The sequence below is a fragment of the Thermomonas sp. genome, assembly GCF_029945965.1.
Taxonomy (GTDB): domain Bacteria; phylum Pseudomonadota; class Gammaproteobacteria; order Xanthomonadales; family Xanthomonadaceae; genus Thermomonas.
The window spans coordinates 201,503-217,975 of the sequence record NZ_JAQSDO010000008.1 but is presented as its reverse complement, the minus strand read 5'-3'; the positions used below and the strand labels follow the sequence as shown (position 1 = coordinate 217,975).

Annotated in this window: 12 protein-coding genes; 8 read left to right on the top strand and 4 right to left on the bottom strand. The window is 62.1% G+C overall.

From position 1 onward, the window contains the following. Positions 1-115 precede the first annotated feature (115 nt). A complete protein-coding gene (locus PSV05_RS04065) occupies positions 116-2,047 on the top strand; it encodes an autotransporter assembly complex family protein (protein WP_300061843.1) in 1,932 nt (643 codons plus the stop codon). Then, positions 2,044-5,964: a translocation/assembly module TamB domain-containing protein gene (locus PSV05_RS04060; protein WP_300061840.1), complete on the top strand. Its 3,921-nt coding sequence runs from the start codon at positions 2,044-2,046 to the stop codon at positions 5,962-5,964. The genes PSV05_RS04065 and PSV05_RS04060 overlap by 4 nt, the downstream gene beginning before the upstream one ends. Here the strand turns inward: PSV05_RS04060 and PSV05_RS04055 are convergent. The 3 genes from PSV05_RS04055 to PSV05_RS04045 form a co-directional block, all read right to left on the bottom strand. Beyond that, the gene (locus PSV05_RS04055) at positions 5,942-6,526 is read right to left on the bottom strand and encodes a GNAT family N-acetyltransferase (protein WP_300061837.1); all 585 of its coding nucleotides are present in this window, start codon (positions 6,524-6,526) and stop codon (positions 5,942-5,944) included. The genes PSV05_RS04060 and PSV05_RS04055 overlap by 23 nt on opposite strands. 51 nt (positions 6,527-6,577) lie before the next feature. Further along, positions 6,578-8,278 carry a YadA-like family protein gene (locus PSV05_RS04050; RefSeq protein ID WP_300061834.1) on the bottom strand — a complete coding sequence of 567 codons (1,701 nt, stop codon included), beginning with the start codon at positions 8,276-8,278 and terminating at the stop codon, positions 6,578-6,580. A gap of 229 nt (positions 8,279-8,507) precedes the next feature. After that, entirely contained in the window at positions 8,508-10,703 is a 2,196-nt protein-coding gene (locus tag PSV05_RS04045; protein ID WP_300061831.1) for a hypothetical protein, read from the bottom strand. A gap of 259 nt (positions 10,704-10,962) precedes the next feature. On the opposite strand from PSV05_RS04045, the gene PSV05_RS04040 reads away from it, so the two are divergent. Continuing rightward, entirely contained in the window at positions 10,963-11,454 is a 492-nt protein-coding gene (locus tag PSV05_RS04040; RefSeq protein ID WP_300061828.1) for a globin domain-containing protein, read from the top strand. Between the two features lie 56 nt (positions 11,455-11,510). Here the strand turns inward: PSV05_RS04040 and PSV05_RS04035 are convergent, their stop codons facing one another. Next, the gene (locus PSV05_RS04035; protein WP_300061825.1) at positions 11,511-12,086 is read right to left on the bottom strand and encodes an ECF-type sigma factor; all 576 of its coding nucleotides are present in this window, start codon (positions 12,084-12,086) and stop codon (positions 11,511-11,513) included. Between the two features lie 85 nt (positions 12,087-12,171). On the opposite strand from PSV05_RS04035, the gene PSV05_RS04030 reads away from it, so the two are divergent. The 5 genes from PSV05_RS04030 (at position 12,172) to PSV05_RS04010 (ending at position 16,328) form a co-directional block, all read left to right on the top strand. Beyond that, positions 12,172-14,802, top strand: a complete 2,631-nt coding sequence (locus PSV05_RS04030) for a serine/threonine-protein kinase (RefSeq protein WP_300061822.1) — start codon at positions 12,172-12,174, stop codon at positions 14,800-14,802. A gap of 59 nt (positions 14,803-14,861) precedes the next feature. Continuing rightward, positions 14,862-15,395: a GNAT family N-acetyltransferase gene (locus tag PSV05_RS04025; protein ID WP_300061820.1), complete on the top strand. Its 534-nt coding sequence runs from the start codon at positions 14,862-14,864 to the stop codon at positions 15,393-15,395. Positions 15,396-15,421: 26 nt separating this feature from the next. Continuing rightward, the gene (locus PSV05_RS04020; protein WP_300061817.1) at positions 15,422-15,643 is read left to right on the top strand and encodes a hypothetical protein; all 222 of its coding nucleotides are present in this window, start codon (positions 15,422-15,424) and stop codon (positions 15,641-15,643) included. A gap of 56 nt (positions 15,644-15,699) precedes the next feature. Then, positions 15,700-16,101, top strand: coding sequence for an STY0301 family protein (locus tag PSV05_RS04015; protein WP_300061814.1), 402 nt, complete (start codon positions 15,700-15,702; stop codon positions 16,099-16,101). A gap of 77 nt (positions 16,102-16,178) precedes the next feature. Continuing rightward, positions 16,179-16,328 (top strand): hypothetical protein, encoded by a 150-nt coding sequence (locus tag PSV05_RS04010; RefSeq protein WP_300061811.1) that lies wholly within the window; start codon positions 16,179-16,181, stop codon positions 16,326-16,328. Positions 16,329-16,473: the final 145 nt, after the last annotated feature.

The following is a 16,473-nucleotide window of genomic DNA, read 5'->3' as shown; positions in this document are numbered from 1 at the left end:
CTAAAGGCCGCTGCGCCAAACACCCGCCGCTCTCGCCGTCGCGAAGCCAGCAGCCAGCACCATCAATTCATGCAACGTTGACCCGGCCTCAACATTGGGCCGGTATCCTGCATCGATGCCGCCAGCCCTCCTACGCCTGACTGTTGTTCGCCTGAGCATTGCCGCCTGTTGCTTGGTGATCGCGATGCCCGCGCTGGCGATCACAGTCACCAGGGTCGAGGTCAAGGTCACCGGTGCCGACAATGAACGCCTCGCCGACAACGTCCGCACCGCGCTGTCGTTGAACGAAGCTGTGGGCAAGGACGTAAGTGGCCGCCGGCTCAACTACCTGCTGCGCGAAGCCGAGGCGGAAACCCGCGAGGCATTGCAACCGTTCGGATACTACTCGCCCACGATCACCATCCAGCGCAGCGACCGCAGCGCATCGGAAGACGCGGATGCACGCGATGTCGATCCCGATGCCGATGATGACGTGCCCGCTGCAGACAACCAGGATGGAAACGCAAAGCAACTTCGCCAGGCCCGCCGCGTCCGTACCCTGACCGTCAGCATCCATGTTGAACCGGGCAAGCCGGTGCGCATCCGTGGCTTCACCCTGGGCATGGATGGCGAAGCCGACCACGATGCATCGGTGCAATCGGCGCTGTCGGCGTTCGTGCCACGCAAGGGCGAGGTGCTGAACCACACGCTGTACGAAACCAGCAAGGGCAAGGTCAACCGCGCACTGGCGACACATGGTTATTTCGATGCGGATTTCGCCGCGCGCCGTGTCGAAGTGACCCGCGCCGACTTCGCCGCCGACATCGACCTGCGATGGACCAGTGGCAAGCGCTTCGTACTTGGCGAGGCGACTTTCATCCAGGCGCCCAAGACCATCATCCGCGACAAGCTGCTGCACAAGCTGGTCAACTGGGACGAGAACCAACCCTATGACGAAGCCGAGCTTGAACAATTACGGCAGTCACTGGTCGCGCTGGATTATTTCGGCCTGGTCGAAGTGCTGCCGCAACCGGAACAAGCCGGCGACGACAAGATCGTGCCCGTGCAGGTCAACCTGACCCCAGCACCGCGCAGCATCTACACCACTGGCCTGAGCTACGGCACCGTCAGCGGGCCCGGCGTCAATCTCGGCGTGGAGCGCCGCTATCTCAACACGCGCGGGCACAAGGCACTTGGCCAGTTGGACTATGCACGCGACCGCAAGGCGCTGACCCTGCAATACCGCATGCCGGCGTTCGCCTGGCTGGACGGCTGGTACACCGCAAGCGCGCAGGCGGTCGATGAGGCCAATCGCTATATCAATTCGAGGCGGCTCGAATTGGTCGCGAGCCGCAGCGGCCAGTTCAATTCAAGGCTCAATCTGGTTGCCTCTCTGCACGTATTGCGCGAACGCTGGGCATTCAACGTCGCCGATAACGGCGGTGGCGCGCTGGCGGTGATCGACTACCGCTTCGCGACGCTCGCCTATCCCTCGCTGGGTGCCGATTACATCGACGTCGACAATCGCCTTGCACCGCGCCGCGGCTTCGGCGCCAGCGCAGTGGTCCAGGGCGGCAAGGGCAGCGGTGCCAATGGCGCCAATTTCGCGCAGCTCTATCTGCGTGGCCAGTGGTTCCATGGATTTGGGCCGGATGATCGGCTGATCGTGCGTGGAGAGGCCGGCCACACCTTCGGCAACGACCTGCTGGACCTGCCGCCCAGCCTGCGTTACTACGCCGGTGGCGACCGCAGCGTGCGCGGCTACAGCTGGCATGAAATTGGCCCCAGGATCCAGATCAACGGCGGCGGCAACTATTACACCGGCGCCAAGAATGTGCTGACCGCAAGCGTCGAATACGAACGCTATCTGTATGGCCCATGGGGCGCTGCCGTGTTCGTAGATTCCGGCAGCGCTTTCAACGGTCGCAAACCGCAGATGCGGACGGGCGTCGGCATCGGCCTGCGCTGGAAGTCGCCGGTCGGACCGGTACGCATCGACATCGCGCACGGGCTGGACCAGCCGGATTCGCCGATTACGTTGCACCTCAATATTGGTGCAGATCTATGAGCCGCCTGCGCGAGCGCTACCAGCGCTATCGCCGCTTTGGCCTGGCACCACTGACGAAAGACGCAACGGAAGCACAGCGCGATGCGCACATCGCCGAGCTCGCAAAACTGCGCAGGCAGCGTCGGCGCAAACTCGCGCTCCGAAGTGGCCTCGGCACGCTGGCGCTGGTCGTACTCGCAAGCGTGCTGCTGTACTGGCTGGTGATGACGGTAGGCGGGCGTAATGTATTGCTCGCGCAGATCAAGGCGCGGCTTCCGATGGGCACGCAGCTCAGCTGGCGCAGTGCCGAAGGCCCGGCAGCCGGCCCATTGATCCTGCATGGCGTGCATTTCTCGATGCCACGCCAGCGCGACCCGGACTGCAAGCCCACGCAACAGGCCAGCTGCGCGATGGGCACGATCGTGTTCGATGCCGACAAGGTGATGCTGGATCCGGCGTTGCGCCCCTTGCTCGGTCGGCGCCTGCGGCTGGATGCATTGGAAGTCACCGGCGCCACGCTCAACCTGCCGCGCAGCGACACGCCGTTCGAACTGCCGCGCTGGCCGGATGTGTTGCCGCAGATCGAACCGCCACTCGCCCTGCGGGCGGACGACATCGTCATCAACGGTTTCAGCGTGACGCAGGAAGGCGAGCCGCTGATTGCGATCAGTCGTGCGCGCGGTGGACTGGATGCGCAATCCGGGAAGCTGCATGTCGAACATTTCCGCTTCGACAGCGATCGCGGGCGCTTTGCCTTACATGGCGATTACGCACCGCGTGACAACTTCCGCAGCGACATCACCGCCAGCGCGGTGTTGCCGGCATCCGCTGGACGCACGCCTGCGCGGCTTGGTTTGTTCGCGCGTGGCGACCTGTCGCGGATGGACGTGGCAATCGGCGGCAACGCACCCGAGCCGTTGCATGCAACGCTCACCTTGCGCGGAAAAGATGCACCACGCTGGCAGCTGCGTGCGAACAGCACGGCACTCGACATCGGCCTGCTGACCGGCAGTGCCTCCACATTCCCATCCGCATCGGCACCGATCGCCTTCAAGCTTCGCGGCGATGGCGTGGCCGGTGACGCGAACCTGCAGGGCACATTCAAGCAGGGCAACTTCAGCGCGACCTTGCGACCTTCGAAACTCAGCCTCGGCGAGCAGGTGTTGCGCGTGCATCCGCTGGTGATCGATGCGCTCGATGGACGTATCAGCGCCAACGGCAGCGCCGATCTGCATGATCCGAAAAATTCGTCGCTCAAGTTTGCAGTCAATGCGCGCGGTCTGCGTTGGCGCGGTAGTACTGATGCGGTTGAGATCGCGGGTAATGCCGACTTCGGGATCGCCGGCACGCTGGAAAAATGGGTGGCGATCGGCAATGCGCGCCTGCAACGCGACGGCAAGCGCGCGACGGTGGACTTCGACGGGCTCGGCAACCGCGAAGGCGTGCGCCTGCGCAAACTCGATGCAGTGATGCCTGGTGGTCGACTGGACGCGACCGGCAACCTCGCGTGGTCACCCGCGCTGCGCTGGGATGCCGATGCGCGTTTGGCAGGTTTCGACCCCGGATATTTCCTGCCGGACTGGTCCGGCGCAGTGAATGGAACCATCACCACCTCCGGTGAATTCCGTGACAGTGGTGCACTACTTGCCGACATCGATGCCAAGCAACTTGGTGGCACGTTGCGCGGACGCCCGCTTTCCGGCCGTGGCAGCCTGCACATTGATGGCAGTACCTATGCGGGAGATGTCGTGCTGGCGTTGGGGCAAAGCCGCGTGACCGCGAAAGGACGCATGGCCTCGAATATCGAACTGGATGCCAACTTCGCACCACTGCAGTTGAACGACCTGCTGCCGGACGGCAATGGCAGTGTGCGCGGCAGCTTGCACCTGCGTGGCGCGCGCACCGCGCCGGACGTGGACGTGGACCTTGTCGGCGACGCGCTTGGCTATGGCAACTACCGCGCGCAGCATCTCGTCGCCAAGGGCAAACTGCCCTGGCGCAACGGCAATGGCCTGCTGCTGGTCGATGCCAGTGGTCTGGCACTTGGCCTGCCATTGGATAGCCTGCGGATCCACGCACGCGGCGCGGTGGAGCGCCTGCAACTGGAAGGCAGTGCGAAGGGCGATATCGGCACGCTTGCACTGACCGGCAGCGCCAACAAACAGGGCACGCGCTGGCAGGGCGCGTTGGCATCACTGCGCTTGGCGCTGGACAAGGGCGCTACGTGGGCACTACAGGACACCGCGCGCTGGTCGTGGGATGGCAGTAACGGAAGCTTGAGTAGCAGCTGCCTGGCCGCGGACAGTGGTGGCACGCTGTGCGCGGATGCGGACTGGCCGCGGCGTGGACTGGATGTGCAGGGCAATGGGCTGCCCTTGGCATTGCTAAAGCCCTACCTGCCGGATCGCAGCGATGGCCGGCCTTGGTACTTGAGTGGCGAGGTCGCACTGATCGCTCACCTGCAACCCGCTGGCAATGCGTGGCGTGGGAATCTGTCGTTGACCTCGGCAAACGGCGGCGTACGCAACACCGCGCGTGCAAAGCGCGACCTGGTCGGCTATCGCGATCTCAAGCTCGATGCCACGTTCAATCCGCAGAAGATCGAAGCCAACCTCGCTGCCGGGCTCAATACAAAGGGCCACATCGACGCCCATATCGTGACCGGCTGGGACGACTACGCGCCACTGGACGGAACCTTGCGCCTCGATACCGATGAACTGACCTGGCTGGAACTGTTCTCACCCGACATCGTGCAGCCCACCGGCAAACTTGATGTCGACGTGCGCCTGTCCGGCACGCGCGGGAAGCCTGTGATCGGCGGCGAAGGTCATCTGACGCAGTTCGCCACTGAACTGCCGGCGCTCGGCATCGCAATACAGGACGGGGACGTACGTCTGCAGGCGCAACCTGACGGCACCGCGCGCATCATCGGCAAATTGCGCTCGGGCCATGGCACGCTGGATGTCGATGGCACGCTGGACTGGCGCGACCAGTCGACGCCGCTCGTACTCAACCTGCGCGGCAAGGATGTGCTGGTCGCCGAGACCCGCCAGTTGCGCGCGGTGGCCGCGCCCGACATCAGCGTGCGCTACGCTGCCGGCAAGCCATTGCAGGTCACTGGCAAGGTCACGATCTCCGAAGCCGACATCAACCTGGAACGCCTGGACCAGGGCGTCTCGACTTCACCCGATGTGGTGGTGCTGGATCCGGTTGATCCGAATCACGATGCACCCAATGCGCTCGACCTCGACCTTGAACTGGTCATGGGTGATGCCGTGAACCTGAAAGGCTTCGGCCTGACCGGCACCCTCGGCGGCAGCCTGCGCGTACGTGCGCCACCCGGGCGCGAGATGCGCGCCACCGGTGAACTGAATGTTGGGGGTCGCTACCGCGCCTATGGCCAGCGTCTGCAGATCACCCGCGGGCGGCTGCTGTGGGCCAATAATCTTGTGGGTGACCCGCGCCTGGACATCCGCGCCGAGCGCGTGGTCGGCGACGTGACTGCCGGCATCCGCGTCGAAGGCAACGCCTCCGATCCGCGTGCCTCGGTGTATTCCGATCCGGCCAAGAGCGAGACCGAAGCGCTGTCCTACCTGACACTCGGCCGGCCATTGACCAGCCTCAGTGGCGCCGAAGCGCAACAGTTGGGTTCGGCGAAATCTGCATTGTCGGCGGGCACCGGTCTGCTGGCTTCAGAACTCGGATCGCGGATTGGCCTGGATGATGCCGGCGTCAGCAACTCCCGCGCACTCGGCGGCGACGTGCTCAGTGTCGGCAAATACCTCTCACCGAAGTTGTATGTCGGCTTTGGCGTATCGCTGCTCGGCACCGGCCAGGTGTTGACCCTGAAATACCTGCTGCGCAAGGGCTTCAACATCCAGATCGAATCGAGCACGGTCGAGAACCGCGCGTCGGTCAATTACCGCAAGGAAAAATAGCGGTCCGGCCGAATGCACTCGGCCGGACCCTTGCAGGTGCACGCACCGCGCGATGCATCACCCAACGCTCGCGCCACAGCGTGTCTGCCATCGCGATGCTGCTGCCGGCGATCTGGAACCCGTATTTCTGGTAGAAAGCGACCGCCTGGCCGGCGTCCTTGCCGACCTTCAGCCATAGGCCTGTAGCGTCCTTCGCACGCGCCACGTCAACGGCTGCTTCAAGCAGACCTGCGGCCACGCCTGCACCCCGGTGCCGCACGCGCACGTAGTGCCGACGGAGTTCGACTGCGCCACGCATCCAACCCGCCGAAGGCGGCCGGACGTTCCAGCACACTTGCACGAATCCCTGCAGCGCTTCGTTCGCCTCCGCCACCAGGGTGACGATGTCGCCATCCAGCAGCTCCGCCCGCGCCATGCCGTCGTTGTCATCCATTCGTGGCATGCCGGCGATGTCTGCACTGCCATCTTTGATGTTCACCGATTCGCTGATCAGCGATGCCAGCGCCCTGGTGTCGGCGAGGTTCGCGCGGCGGACAATGTGATTCCAACGCCTGGTTGTCATCTTCGTATGCTCCGGACGGCGGCCCCTCCTCGCGGAGGGACCACCATCGCTTCACCAGCTGAAGCCAGCGCCGGCGGAGATGCTCGCATCGCCGCCCGACAGCGCCCCACCCAGCGAGACACTGGCATTGGATCGCACTAGCCGCTGGTACTGCACGGCCATCGCGGAACGCCCGTTCTGCACACCAACGCCAAGGCCCACGCGGTTCTGGCCTGGCAGGCCAGCCGCGTTGACGGTTGCAGCCGACATCGCGCCACTCATCGCGCCCACGCGATCAATGCGGCGATCGGTCTGTGCAAAGCGTGTTTCCACCTGTTGCTGGTACTGGGTGAACGTGTCGTTCCATGCCGCGAACCGGTTGTCGGTGTAGGTATTGGCAGCGGTCAGCGTCGACGCGGACTTGGTATCGGAATAGGTCTTCGACGAGGTCAGCGTGGTCACGTCGCCTGCAGTGGCATGTGCCTTCGCACTTGCCAGCGTCGTGGCATCACCAGCATCGGCGTGGTCATTGGCATCCGCAAGCGTCGCGGCATCGCCTGCATCGGCGTGGTCATTGGCTGCATCCAGCGTTGCCACATCACCAGCATCAGCGTGGGCATTGGCTGCATCAAGTGTCGCTGCATCAGCAGCTGCGACATACGCCGGGTCCACGCCATTAATGCCATCTGCACCCGCCGGACCTTGCGGGCCTTGCGGACCTTGGGAACCATCTGTACCCGCCGTACCAGCCGGGCCCTGCGGACCAACGGGGCCTGCTGAACCCGCTGGACCTGTGGCGCCAGTCGCACCCGTGGCGCCTGCGGGGCCTGCCGGACCCTGCGGGCCGGGCACGCCTGCACCCAGCGCGGTCAACTTGGTATCCACCGCGGCAAAGGCGTCGTAAACGCTGCTGAAGTTCGAGCCCTGGATGGTGAAAGTAGGCGCGTTGAACACGCCGCCGGTGAAGCTGGCACCGCCACCCATCCAGGTTGCAAGCGTACGCAGCTGGCGTACGTTCACCGCATCGAAGTCCTCGGTGCCATCCGCCATATGGATGATCTGATGTTCTGCGCCAGCCTGTCCCACACTGACCGACGCGTCGCGGTCAGCAACCGAAAAAAAGCCGATCGCGGTGCTGCCCAGGTTGAGTGCTTTGGCTTGATAGCCGAAAGCCGAACTACCGTTCCCGCTGGCGACCGTTGAAGTGCCAACGGCGCTGCTGTTCTGGCCACTGGCAAAATTGCCATAGCCCAACGCGGAGGCACCTACAGCGCCGGCCCAGTTGTTGCTGCCGATTGCCGAGTTGTCCGGACCTGCTGCCACGTTGTTGAAGCCAATTGCCGAGCTCCTCAGGCCATCCGCGTTGTTGCCGTTGCCAAACGCTGAGCTGTCCTGGCCACTCGCCACGTTGCCGGAGCCGAACGCGAGCCCGAGGGCGCCGCTGACAGTGTTGTTCCGCCCGAATGCCTGGCCGTTATTCGCGAAAGGGGCAATCATATTGTTTGTGCCGATTGCCACGCCGTCGCTGGCCTTGACTGCGTTATAGCCGCCGAATGCGAAGCCACCGAATGCGTAGACATAATTCTGGGTGCCTATCGCGCTGCTGCCCTCGCCAGCGGCGATATTGAAATAGCCGAACGCACTGCTGAATTGTGCGCTGGCGTTGTTGTACAGACCATATGCGGATGCAGTGGCATCACAGGTGGCATTGTCGGTGCCGCCTTCGTTGCCCTGGTTGGTGGATGCGACGACCGGGTTGCCGTTGATATCCAAGCAAGACGGGTCTCCTGGAACAAGGGCGAAAGCCGGCATGGCGGCGCCCGCCAGCAACAGGGACATGGCTAGGCACAGCGAACGACGCCGCATCGTGCGATTGGAAAGCGCGCGGGTGGAACATTTATGGTTGGAACGATTCATTCCGAAACTCCAGAGTTTGGACGCGGTCGATGCCGCGAAGTGTTGAGTGATGGAAGCGGCGGCTCCTGAAGGAACCGCCAGACGCTTACAGGTCGAAGCCGAAACCGCCGCCGACCGATGACTCACCGCTGCTGAAGCTCGCGCCCAGCGAGAACGACGCGCGGTCACCGATGCGCTTGCCGTAACCAATCGACACCGCACCCTGGCTGCCCTGCGCGCCCACACCAATGGCGACGCGTCCGTTGGGACCGCTGCCGTTGGCGGCATTGACCGCCATGTGCGTCATCGCGCTGCCCATCGCGCCGATCTGGCTGATGCGCTTGTCGGTCTGACCGAAGCGCTTGTCCACCTGCTGCTGGTACTGGGTGAAGGTGTCGTTCCACGCGGCAAACCTGTTGTCGGTGTAGGCCTTCGCCGAGGTCAGCGTCTGCGTGGCGGTGGTGTCGGTGTAGGTTTTCGATGCGGTGAGCGTTGCGGCATCGCCTGTAGCCGCGTTCGCCTTGGCGGCGGCCAGCGTGCTGGCATCGCCGGCATCGGCATGGTCATTGGCACTGGTCAGCGTCTTGGTATCGTTCGCATCGGAATGCGCATTGGCGGCATCCAGTGTCGCTAAATCACCAGCATCGGCATGAGCATTGGCCGCATCCAGCGTGACCGCATCACCGGCATCAGCGTGTGCATTGGCTGCATCCAGCGTGACCGCATCACCGGAGTTTGATAGCTCGGTAATGGCAACGATATCGGCGGGCGCACCGGCCGGGCCTTGTGGACCCTGCAAACCATCCATACCCGCTGCACCAGCCGGGCCTTGAGGACCAACCGGACCTGCTGCACCCGCAGGGCCTGCAGGACCAGCCGGGCCAGAGGGACCTGCCGGACCAGCGGGACCTGCAGGGCCTGCCGGGCCTGCCGGGCCTTGCCCATTGCCGCCATTGCCCAGCGCGGTCAGCTTGGTGTCAATGGCTGCAAAGGCTGCACCGACGTTGTTGAAGTTGCTGCCCTGAATCGAATACGTGGGCGCGCTGAACGTGCCGTTGATCCAGCTGGCACCACCACCAAACGCGCCCACCAGACCGGAGAAATCACCAAAACCACCCGCGCCTGCAATTGCAGAATTCAACTGGCGCAGGTTCACGGCATCAAAGTCTTCCGTGCCGTCGGCCAGGTGGATGATTTGGTGTTCGCTGCCCGCACTGCCCACTGCGATCGCGTAATCGCGATCAGCGATGGCAGAGTAGCCAATGGCTGTGCTGCCATAGTTCAGTGCCTTCGACAGATATCCGATCGCCGTACTCTTGTCACCAATGGCATGATTTGCCAAGCCAATCGCGCTGCTGTAGTCGCCGTCGGCGGTATTGTTGGCACCCATCGCGCTGCTGTAGAAGGCATTGGCATCGTTGTTGGTACCGAACGCGGAGCTGTAATCCTTACTGGCGTTGTTATCGCTACCGAACGCGCTGCTTTCGACACCACTGGCGGTGTTCGTGTATCCAACAGCACTGCTCCACTTGCCGTCGGCGTTGTTAGAGCTACCTATCGCGCTACTCTTTTGACCGCTAGCAAAATTGGTATTCCCAAACGCGTTGGCCTGGATCCCAGAGGCGTTGTTTTGATTGCCGTAGGCGCTGGAATTTAACGACGTCGCTTGGTTGGTGTAACCGAACGCGCTGCCTTGGATGCCACTGGCAGTGTTGCTATCACCGAACGCACTGCCCTGGATGCCACTGGCAGTGTTGTTGTAACCGAAGGCGCTAGTCGATTGGCTGCTAGCCAGGTTGGCAAAGCCGAATGCGTTGGCCGTGAGACCGGTGGCGTGATTGTTATTTCCGAAGGCGTTGCTGTTAGTGGTAGTAGCCTCATTGGCGGCACCGATAGCGCTGCTATAGCTGCCAGAGGCGGAGTTTAAGTAACCGAACGCGTTAGCAGAATAACCAAGGGTGGTGTTTTCGGTACCAAACGCACTGCTATAGCTGCCTATGCTTATATTTTTCCAACCGAACGCATTGCTGAAAACACCGCTGGCATTGTTGTATTCGCCATATGCGCTGGAGGAAACCGTGCAGGTGGCGTTCTCTACGCCGTCCTCGGCACCTTTGTTGGTGTTCGCGGCGGGCAGTGGATTCCCATTGGCGTCCAGGCAGACAGCGTCAGCAAACGCCGGCAGCGCAGCACCCGCCAGCAGCAGGGACACCGCCAGGCACAGCGAACGGCGACGCATCGTGTTGTAACGCGCGCGGTCGAAACGCGTGGGATTGGTCGTGGTGCGGTTGCTGCGGTTCATGCCGTAACTCCAGGTGAGAGATGCGGCCAATGCCGCGAGGGTTCACTCATGGGATCGACGGTTCCAGCCAGAACCCGCCAAAAATTTGCAATTTATTTTTTTTCTGAGCCGGTGGCCGCTACTGCAAATGCTTTGCGTAACGCACGCGATCCTTTTCATGTGCCGTGGCCAACGCATTGGCCGGCAACGTGCGGGACATGACCACCGAATATCTTCACTTCGACATGGCGGGTTTCCCGCGAAAACGGCGATTGCACAATTGAGCCCCAACGCGGTGGGCAGGATCCAGGGACAACGCTCAGTGCATGGCTTACTGCAAACCAACCCGGACGACACATCACCCTGGCTGTCGCCCGCAGAGATCGCCCTGGTGCGCACGCAATTCGCCTATCTCCAGCACGATGCAGACGCCTTTGCGGCCGACGTTTGCAATGCGTTGTTTTCCAGAACACCGCATCTGCGCACGATCTTCCACGGCGACATGCCGCAGCACCGCGCTAAATTCATGCAGATGCTTGCGATCCTTGTTGCCAAACTGCACCAGTCAGAGGCGATCACCGAACAGCTGGCCTGGCTGGGGCTGGAACACCGTTGTTACGGTGTCCTGGCACTGGACTATGACCGCATGGGCGAAGCACTGATGCACGCACTTTCTGGCCACCTGGGCACGGCATTCCATGCGTCCTCGCGCACCGCGTGGAGCAAGGCCTATGTGTTCATCGCGTCCAGCATGCAGTCCGCACAGGCATGACGCGCGGCGCCATGCACACAGCCACGCACACTGCGACGCAGCGGCTAGTCGAGCGCTTAGTCGGTCGGCTCGATCTGGCGCTGCAACCAGGCACGCGCCGTAGCCCAGTCGCGTTGCACAGTGCGTTCGGAAATTTCCAGCGCCTGCGCGGTTTCCGCTTCGCTGTAACCGGCAAAAAAGCGGCATTCCACAATCTGCGCCAACCGCGGCGAGCGCACGGCCAACACCTGCAAGGCATCATTGATCGCCAGGATTTTCTCGTCATCGGCAATCTCGACTTCCAGCGCATGCTCGAAGTCCACGCGCTGGAATTCGCCGCCGCGCTTGATCCGCATTTGCGAACGGATCGCCTCGATCAGGATCCTGCGCATCGCCACGGCGGCCACCGCCAAAAAGTGACCGCGTGTGTTGAATCCCGGCGAGCCCACCAGCCGCAAGTAGACCTCGTTCACGAGCATCGTGGTGGCCAGCGAGTCGCCCACCGCAAATCTGCGGCGTTCGCGGCGTGCGGTGCGGTGCAATTCTTCGTACAGCAGCGGCATCAGGTCGTGCACCGCTGCCAGCACGCCCGGGGCATGCGTGGCATCAACGCTATCGGTGACATCCTGCGTACCAGCCGCAAGGCTATCCATGGTGCACTCCGGCTCCCTGCATTCCGCCATTTTGCTACGATTCCGCGACGCGTGCGTAATCATGCCCACCGCAAGGGGAACACGCATGACATCGCCCAGTGAATACGACCCCGTCGACTGGTCCAGGGTTGAAGCCCTGTTTCCGGACTTGCTTGCACGCACGCCGTCGCAACAGGCTGCCTTCCTGGATCGCCATTGCCGCAATGCGCCGGCGCTTCGTCGGGAACTGGAAGCGATGCTGGCTGCATCGAGTCGGGCATCGATACTGGACCATGCACCGCATCTGCATACGCATGCCGATGATGGCGTGATGCAAAGCGCTCCGCTGGCCACGGACACCCGCATCGGGGTGTGGCAGATCGTGCGCCAGGTCGGCCGCGGCGGCATGGGTGAGGTCTACCTGGCAGAGCGCGCCGAAGGCGGCTTCGTCCAGCAAGTGGCAATCAAGGTCCTGCACGGCGACGCGACGCAGCATGCGAAACGCTTCGAGGAAGAACGCCAGATCCTTGCCCAGTTGTCGCATCCCAACATTGCGCGGCTGCTGGATGGCGGTTTACATGATGGCCGCGCGTGGATGGCCATGGAATACGTGCCGGGCCGCACCATCACTGACCATTGCCGCAGCAACGCGCTGCCGCTGCAGCCGCGCTTGAAGCTGTTCCACCAGGCCTGCTCCGCCGTGGCCCATGCACACGCGGCATTGGTGGTGCATCGGGACCTGAAGCCATCCAACATCCTGGTCAGCGAAAGCGGCCAGGTGAAGCTGCTGGATTTCGGCATCGCCAAACTTCTGGATCCGCAAGCGAAGGGGCTCCGCGACACGCATACCACGGCGTTCACACCGGACCATGCCGCGCCGGAACAAATAGAAGGCGGGGCCATCACCACCGCCACTGATGTCTACACCTTGGGCGTAGTCCTGTACGAGATCCTGTGCGGCCGCCTGCCGTGGTCGTTCGGCGACACCCCATTGTCCAAGGCGATTGACCGCCTGTTGCGCGATGACCCTCCTCCGCCCTCTCAAGCGGCAAAAAAAGAGCGCGGCGCAGGATTGCTATTGCCGCAGGAAATCGCGGGCGATCTGGACGCGATCGTGGCGCGTTGCCTGCGCCGCCTGCCGCAGGACCGTTACCCCACCGTGCAGGCGCTGCAGGACGATCTTGACCGCTACGCGCAACGCCAACCGGTGCGGGCGCGCGCTGGCGGACGCCGTTATCGCGCCAGGCTTTGGTTACGTCGCAACCGCATGTTTGCGGTCATGGCGGGGTTGATTGTGATGTCGCTGGTGGCCGGATTCGGCGTGGCCCTGTCGCAAGCCAACCAGGCCAAGCGCGAAGCTGCGCGCGCCGAACAGGTCAAGGATTTCGTGCTGTCGGTGTTCCGTGAGCAGGACCCGCTGTCGCGCAAGGGCAGCACCCTGCGCACGCCCGCACAGCTGGTTGACGACGGCATTCGTGCACTGGATGACAAACTGCAGGGCGACCGCATGTTGCGTGGCGAACTGCTGTCCGACTTGGGCGAGATCCAGGCCAACCTGGGCGACCTTGACGGTGCGCATCGCACCTTGCTGGAGGCGCTGGCCACGCGCAAGGCCCAACATGGCGGAGCAAGCACGGAAGTCGCCGAAACCGAACGCAAGTTGGCGCTGCTGGCACTACGCAGCGGGCGCCAGAACGAAGCGATCGAACGCACCCGCAGGATCATCGGCATGCCTTCCGCGCAGGCGCCGGCGCGGGCATTGGTGGTGGCGCGCGCCAAGCAAATCCTCAGCACGGCCCTGATCAATCGCAAGGAGCGCGACCAAGCCCTGGTCATGTCGCGTGACGCCTATGCGGAGATCGCCGCCACCCTGGGACCGCGCGACCAGGAAACGCTTGATGCCGGGTCGCAATACGCCCAGCTGCTCATGCAACTCCGGCAGGACCAGCAGGCTGAAACAGTGCTGCGCGACGTCATCGCCAAAACCGAGTTGGCCAAGGGCCTGGAATCCGCCCAGCTCATCCGTCCCTTGGTCACACTCGCAGGTGTGCTGCGACAGGCCAAGCACGATGATCAGGCCGACCCGATCTACACGCGCGCAGCAGTGTTGGCGCGCAAGTATCTGCCGGCCCGGCACCGGCAACTGGCAGCAATCCTGTCGCGCTATGGCTCGCTGAAGGTACAGCAGGAAGACTTCGTGGCGGCCGCCGCCCTGTTCGATCAAGCCGAAGCCGCGATGCCGTTGGACGAGACCTTGGAACTGTCAGAGCTGCTAACAAACCGCGGCAGGCTGCACTTGATGCAGGGTGCTTTTGATCAAGCCGAACCTGATCTTCGACGCGCCTTCAAAATGCGGCGCACGTCCAATGGCGAGCACGATGGCATCACCTGGTACTCCGCAAGCCAGTGGGGCCGCGCGATTGCCGGGCAGGGGCACTTGCAGCAAGCCGAGCGCATCCAACGCGATGCGATGGCCCGCCTGTCCGTGATCCTGGGGCCGAAGGCATACCAGAACGCGTTACTGCAGGACGCACTGGCCGAGACGTTGATCAAGGCGCATCGCTACGGCGAGGCCACAACAATCTTGCGCGATGCCCTGATGCTCACCTTGAAGCAGTACCCGAACACCCATCCGGTTTACCTAGAACGCAAAGCAACTTTGGATGAAGCCGTGCGCTTGGCGGGCAATCCGACCGTGCCCGCTTCGAGCATGGAAAAGACAGCGACGACCGAGTAGTCCACTCGTCAGCGCGAGATGCGCGCGCTGTAGAACTTTCTTTATTTGCTGGCTGAAATATGGACTTACGAACTAACAATATTACCCTCATTGTATCTACGCTGGCGCACATCCGCATCGAACTGGAAACACCTGAGCTGCTCGGAGAACTACTGTGTGCGACCGTGTCATCCGAATGGCCCTCCGGCGAGTACGATCGTGACGCCATGGAGTTCTTTCGTACCTGCTTCGAAGAAGGTGGGAAAGCGGCTGAAGGTTGGTATGGCTGGTACGCGATTCGTGATGCTGATGAAACGTCACCTTCAACGCTCGTTGGCGCCGCTGGTTATTTCGGCCCACCCGACGCGAATGGCACTGTGGAGATCGGGTACTCCGTACTCCCCGAATGGCAGCGCAATGGATACGCAACCCAGATGACAGACGCGTTGGTGAAGAACGTGTTTTCCATGCCCCACGTTGAACGCGTCATTGCACATACGACCGAAGAGAATCCGGCATCAATCGCGATTCTCGTGCGGTGCAGTTTCGCGGCAACTGGTTCAGGACGGGAACCTGGCACGGTTCGCTTTGAATGCACTCGGCCCAGCGTCTGACTCAGGTATCAGGGAGCCACGTCCACATGAAACGACTGATCGTAACCTTGATTTCCGCTCTGGCAGGATTCGCTGTAGTCGCATTCTGCGGCTATTGGACGATCTCCCTGCTGTCATCAAATGTGCATGACAGTTCAGTTGAGGCGGCCATGACCAGTATCTTTGCAATCGGCCCTGTCGGCGCAATTATTGGTGGCATTCTTGGCTTCAAGCTCTCAAAGTGCAATCTGGCTCCTTCAGTCGACTAACTATTCGTGCAAGCAAAGATAGCTTCGCGTCTCGCTTAACCCAGGAGTTGGGAATCATGATTAACACACTGTTACTAATCGCGGCCCAGACCGCCTCGGCGACACTTCCCCTGTCATGCCTAGACAACATCACAACCAAGCAGACGCTCACCTCTCCGGCAGAGGGCTGGCAAACTTCGACCAATACGTTTTCTGTCACGGATCAAAAGCTTCGTGGAACTGTCTATGGCTTTTCGGATGGCCCACCTGAAGAAATGGCGCTTCTGAAACCAGACAGCATAGTGAAGAGCAAAGGCGGTCTGCTCAGCACCTGGGTGCTCGATAAATCCGAACAGACCTGGCTGATCTGTGGGTATGATTTCACGACTATTCAATTATCTAAACCGCTTCCTGCCAAGCTGAAAAAGTGCTTCATGCAGGCAGACGGGAACGGAGACACTTCAGCATGGTGCAAGTGATGGCTACCTGTTCTTTAAAGCTGACAGCGCTTCGCGGCGCTGTTTGACCCAGACGTTATGTCACAGGAATTGAGCACATGAGCGATCCTGCATTTACTTTTCAGGCCAGGTGGAAAGAGGAAATGATGTATAGCTGTTCAGTCGGTTCATTCATTCTGGATATGCCGATGTTCGTCGTATCAGTATCCCTGCCCACGCAAGACAAGTGGGCAAGCCACGGCACCTGATTGGGCCAAGGATCACTGGGTCACGCTCCATGATCAATTGGGCCAATGGCGTTTGCGGAGCACGATTCCGCTCTACGTTGATGAGACCGCTAAGGCCTGGTAACGCTGGTCACGCCGTGCCCGCCAATTACCGCAAGAACCTGAG

Coding starts and splice junctions, on each gene's coding strand:
- PSV05_RS04065 (WP_300061843.1), top strand. CDS start 116: ATGCCGCCAGCCCTCCTACGCCTGACTGTTGTTCGCCTGAGCATTGCC.
- PSV05_RS04025 (WP_300061820.1), top strand. CDS start 14,862: ATGGACTTACGAACTAACAATATTACCCTCATTGTATCTACGCTGGCG.
- PSV05_RS04010 (WP_300061811.1), top strand. CDS start 16,179: ATGAGCGATCCTGCATTTACTTTTCAGGCCAGGTGGAAAGAGGAAATG.
- PSV05_RS04045 (WP_300061831.1), bottom strand. CDS start 10,703: ATGAACCGCAGCAACCGCACCACGACCAATCCCACGCGTTTCGACCGC.
- PSV05_RS04060 (WP_300061840.1), top strand. CDS start 2,044: ATGAGCCGCCTGCGCGAGCGCTACCAGCGCTATCGCCGCTTTGGCCTG.
- PSV05_RS04015 (WP_300061814.1), top strand. CDS start 15,700: ATGATTAACACACTGTTACTAATCGCGGCCCAGACCGCCTCGGCGACA.
- PSV05_RS04030 (WP_300061822.1), top strand. CDS start 12,172: ATGACATCGCCCAGTGAATACGACCCCGTCGACTGGTCCAGGGTTGAA.
- PSV05_RS04035 (WP_300061825.1), bottom strand. CDS start 12,086: ATGGATAGCCTTGCGGCTGGTACGCAGGATGTCACCGATAGCGTTGAT.
- PSV05_RS04055 (WP_300061837.1), bottom strand. CDS start 6,526: ATGACAACCAGGCGTTGGAATCACATTGTCCGCCGCGCGAACCTCGCC.
- PSV05_RS04020 (WP_300061817.1), top strand. CDS start 15,422: ATGAAACGACTGATCGTAACCTTGATTTCCGCTCTGGCAGGATTCGCT.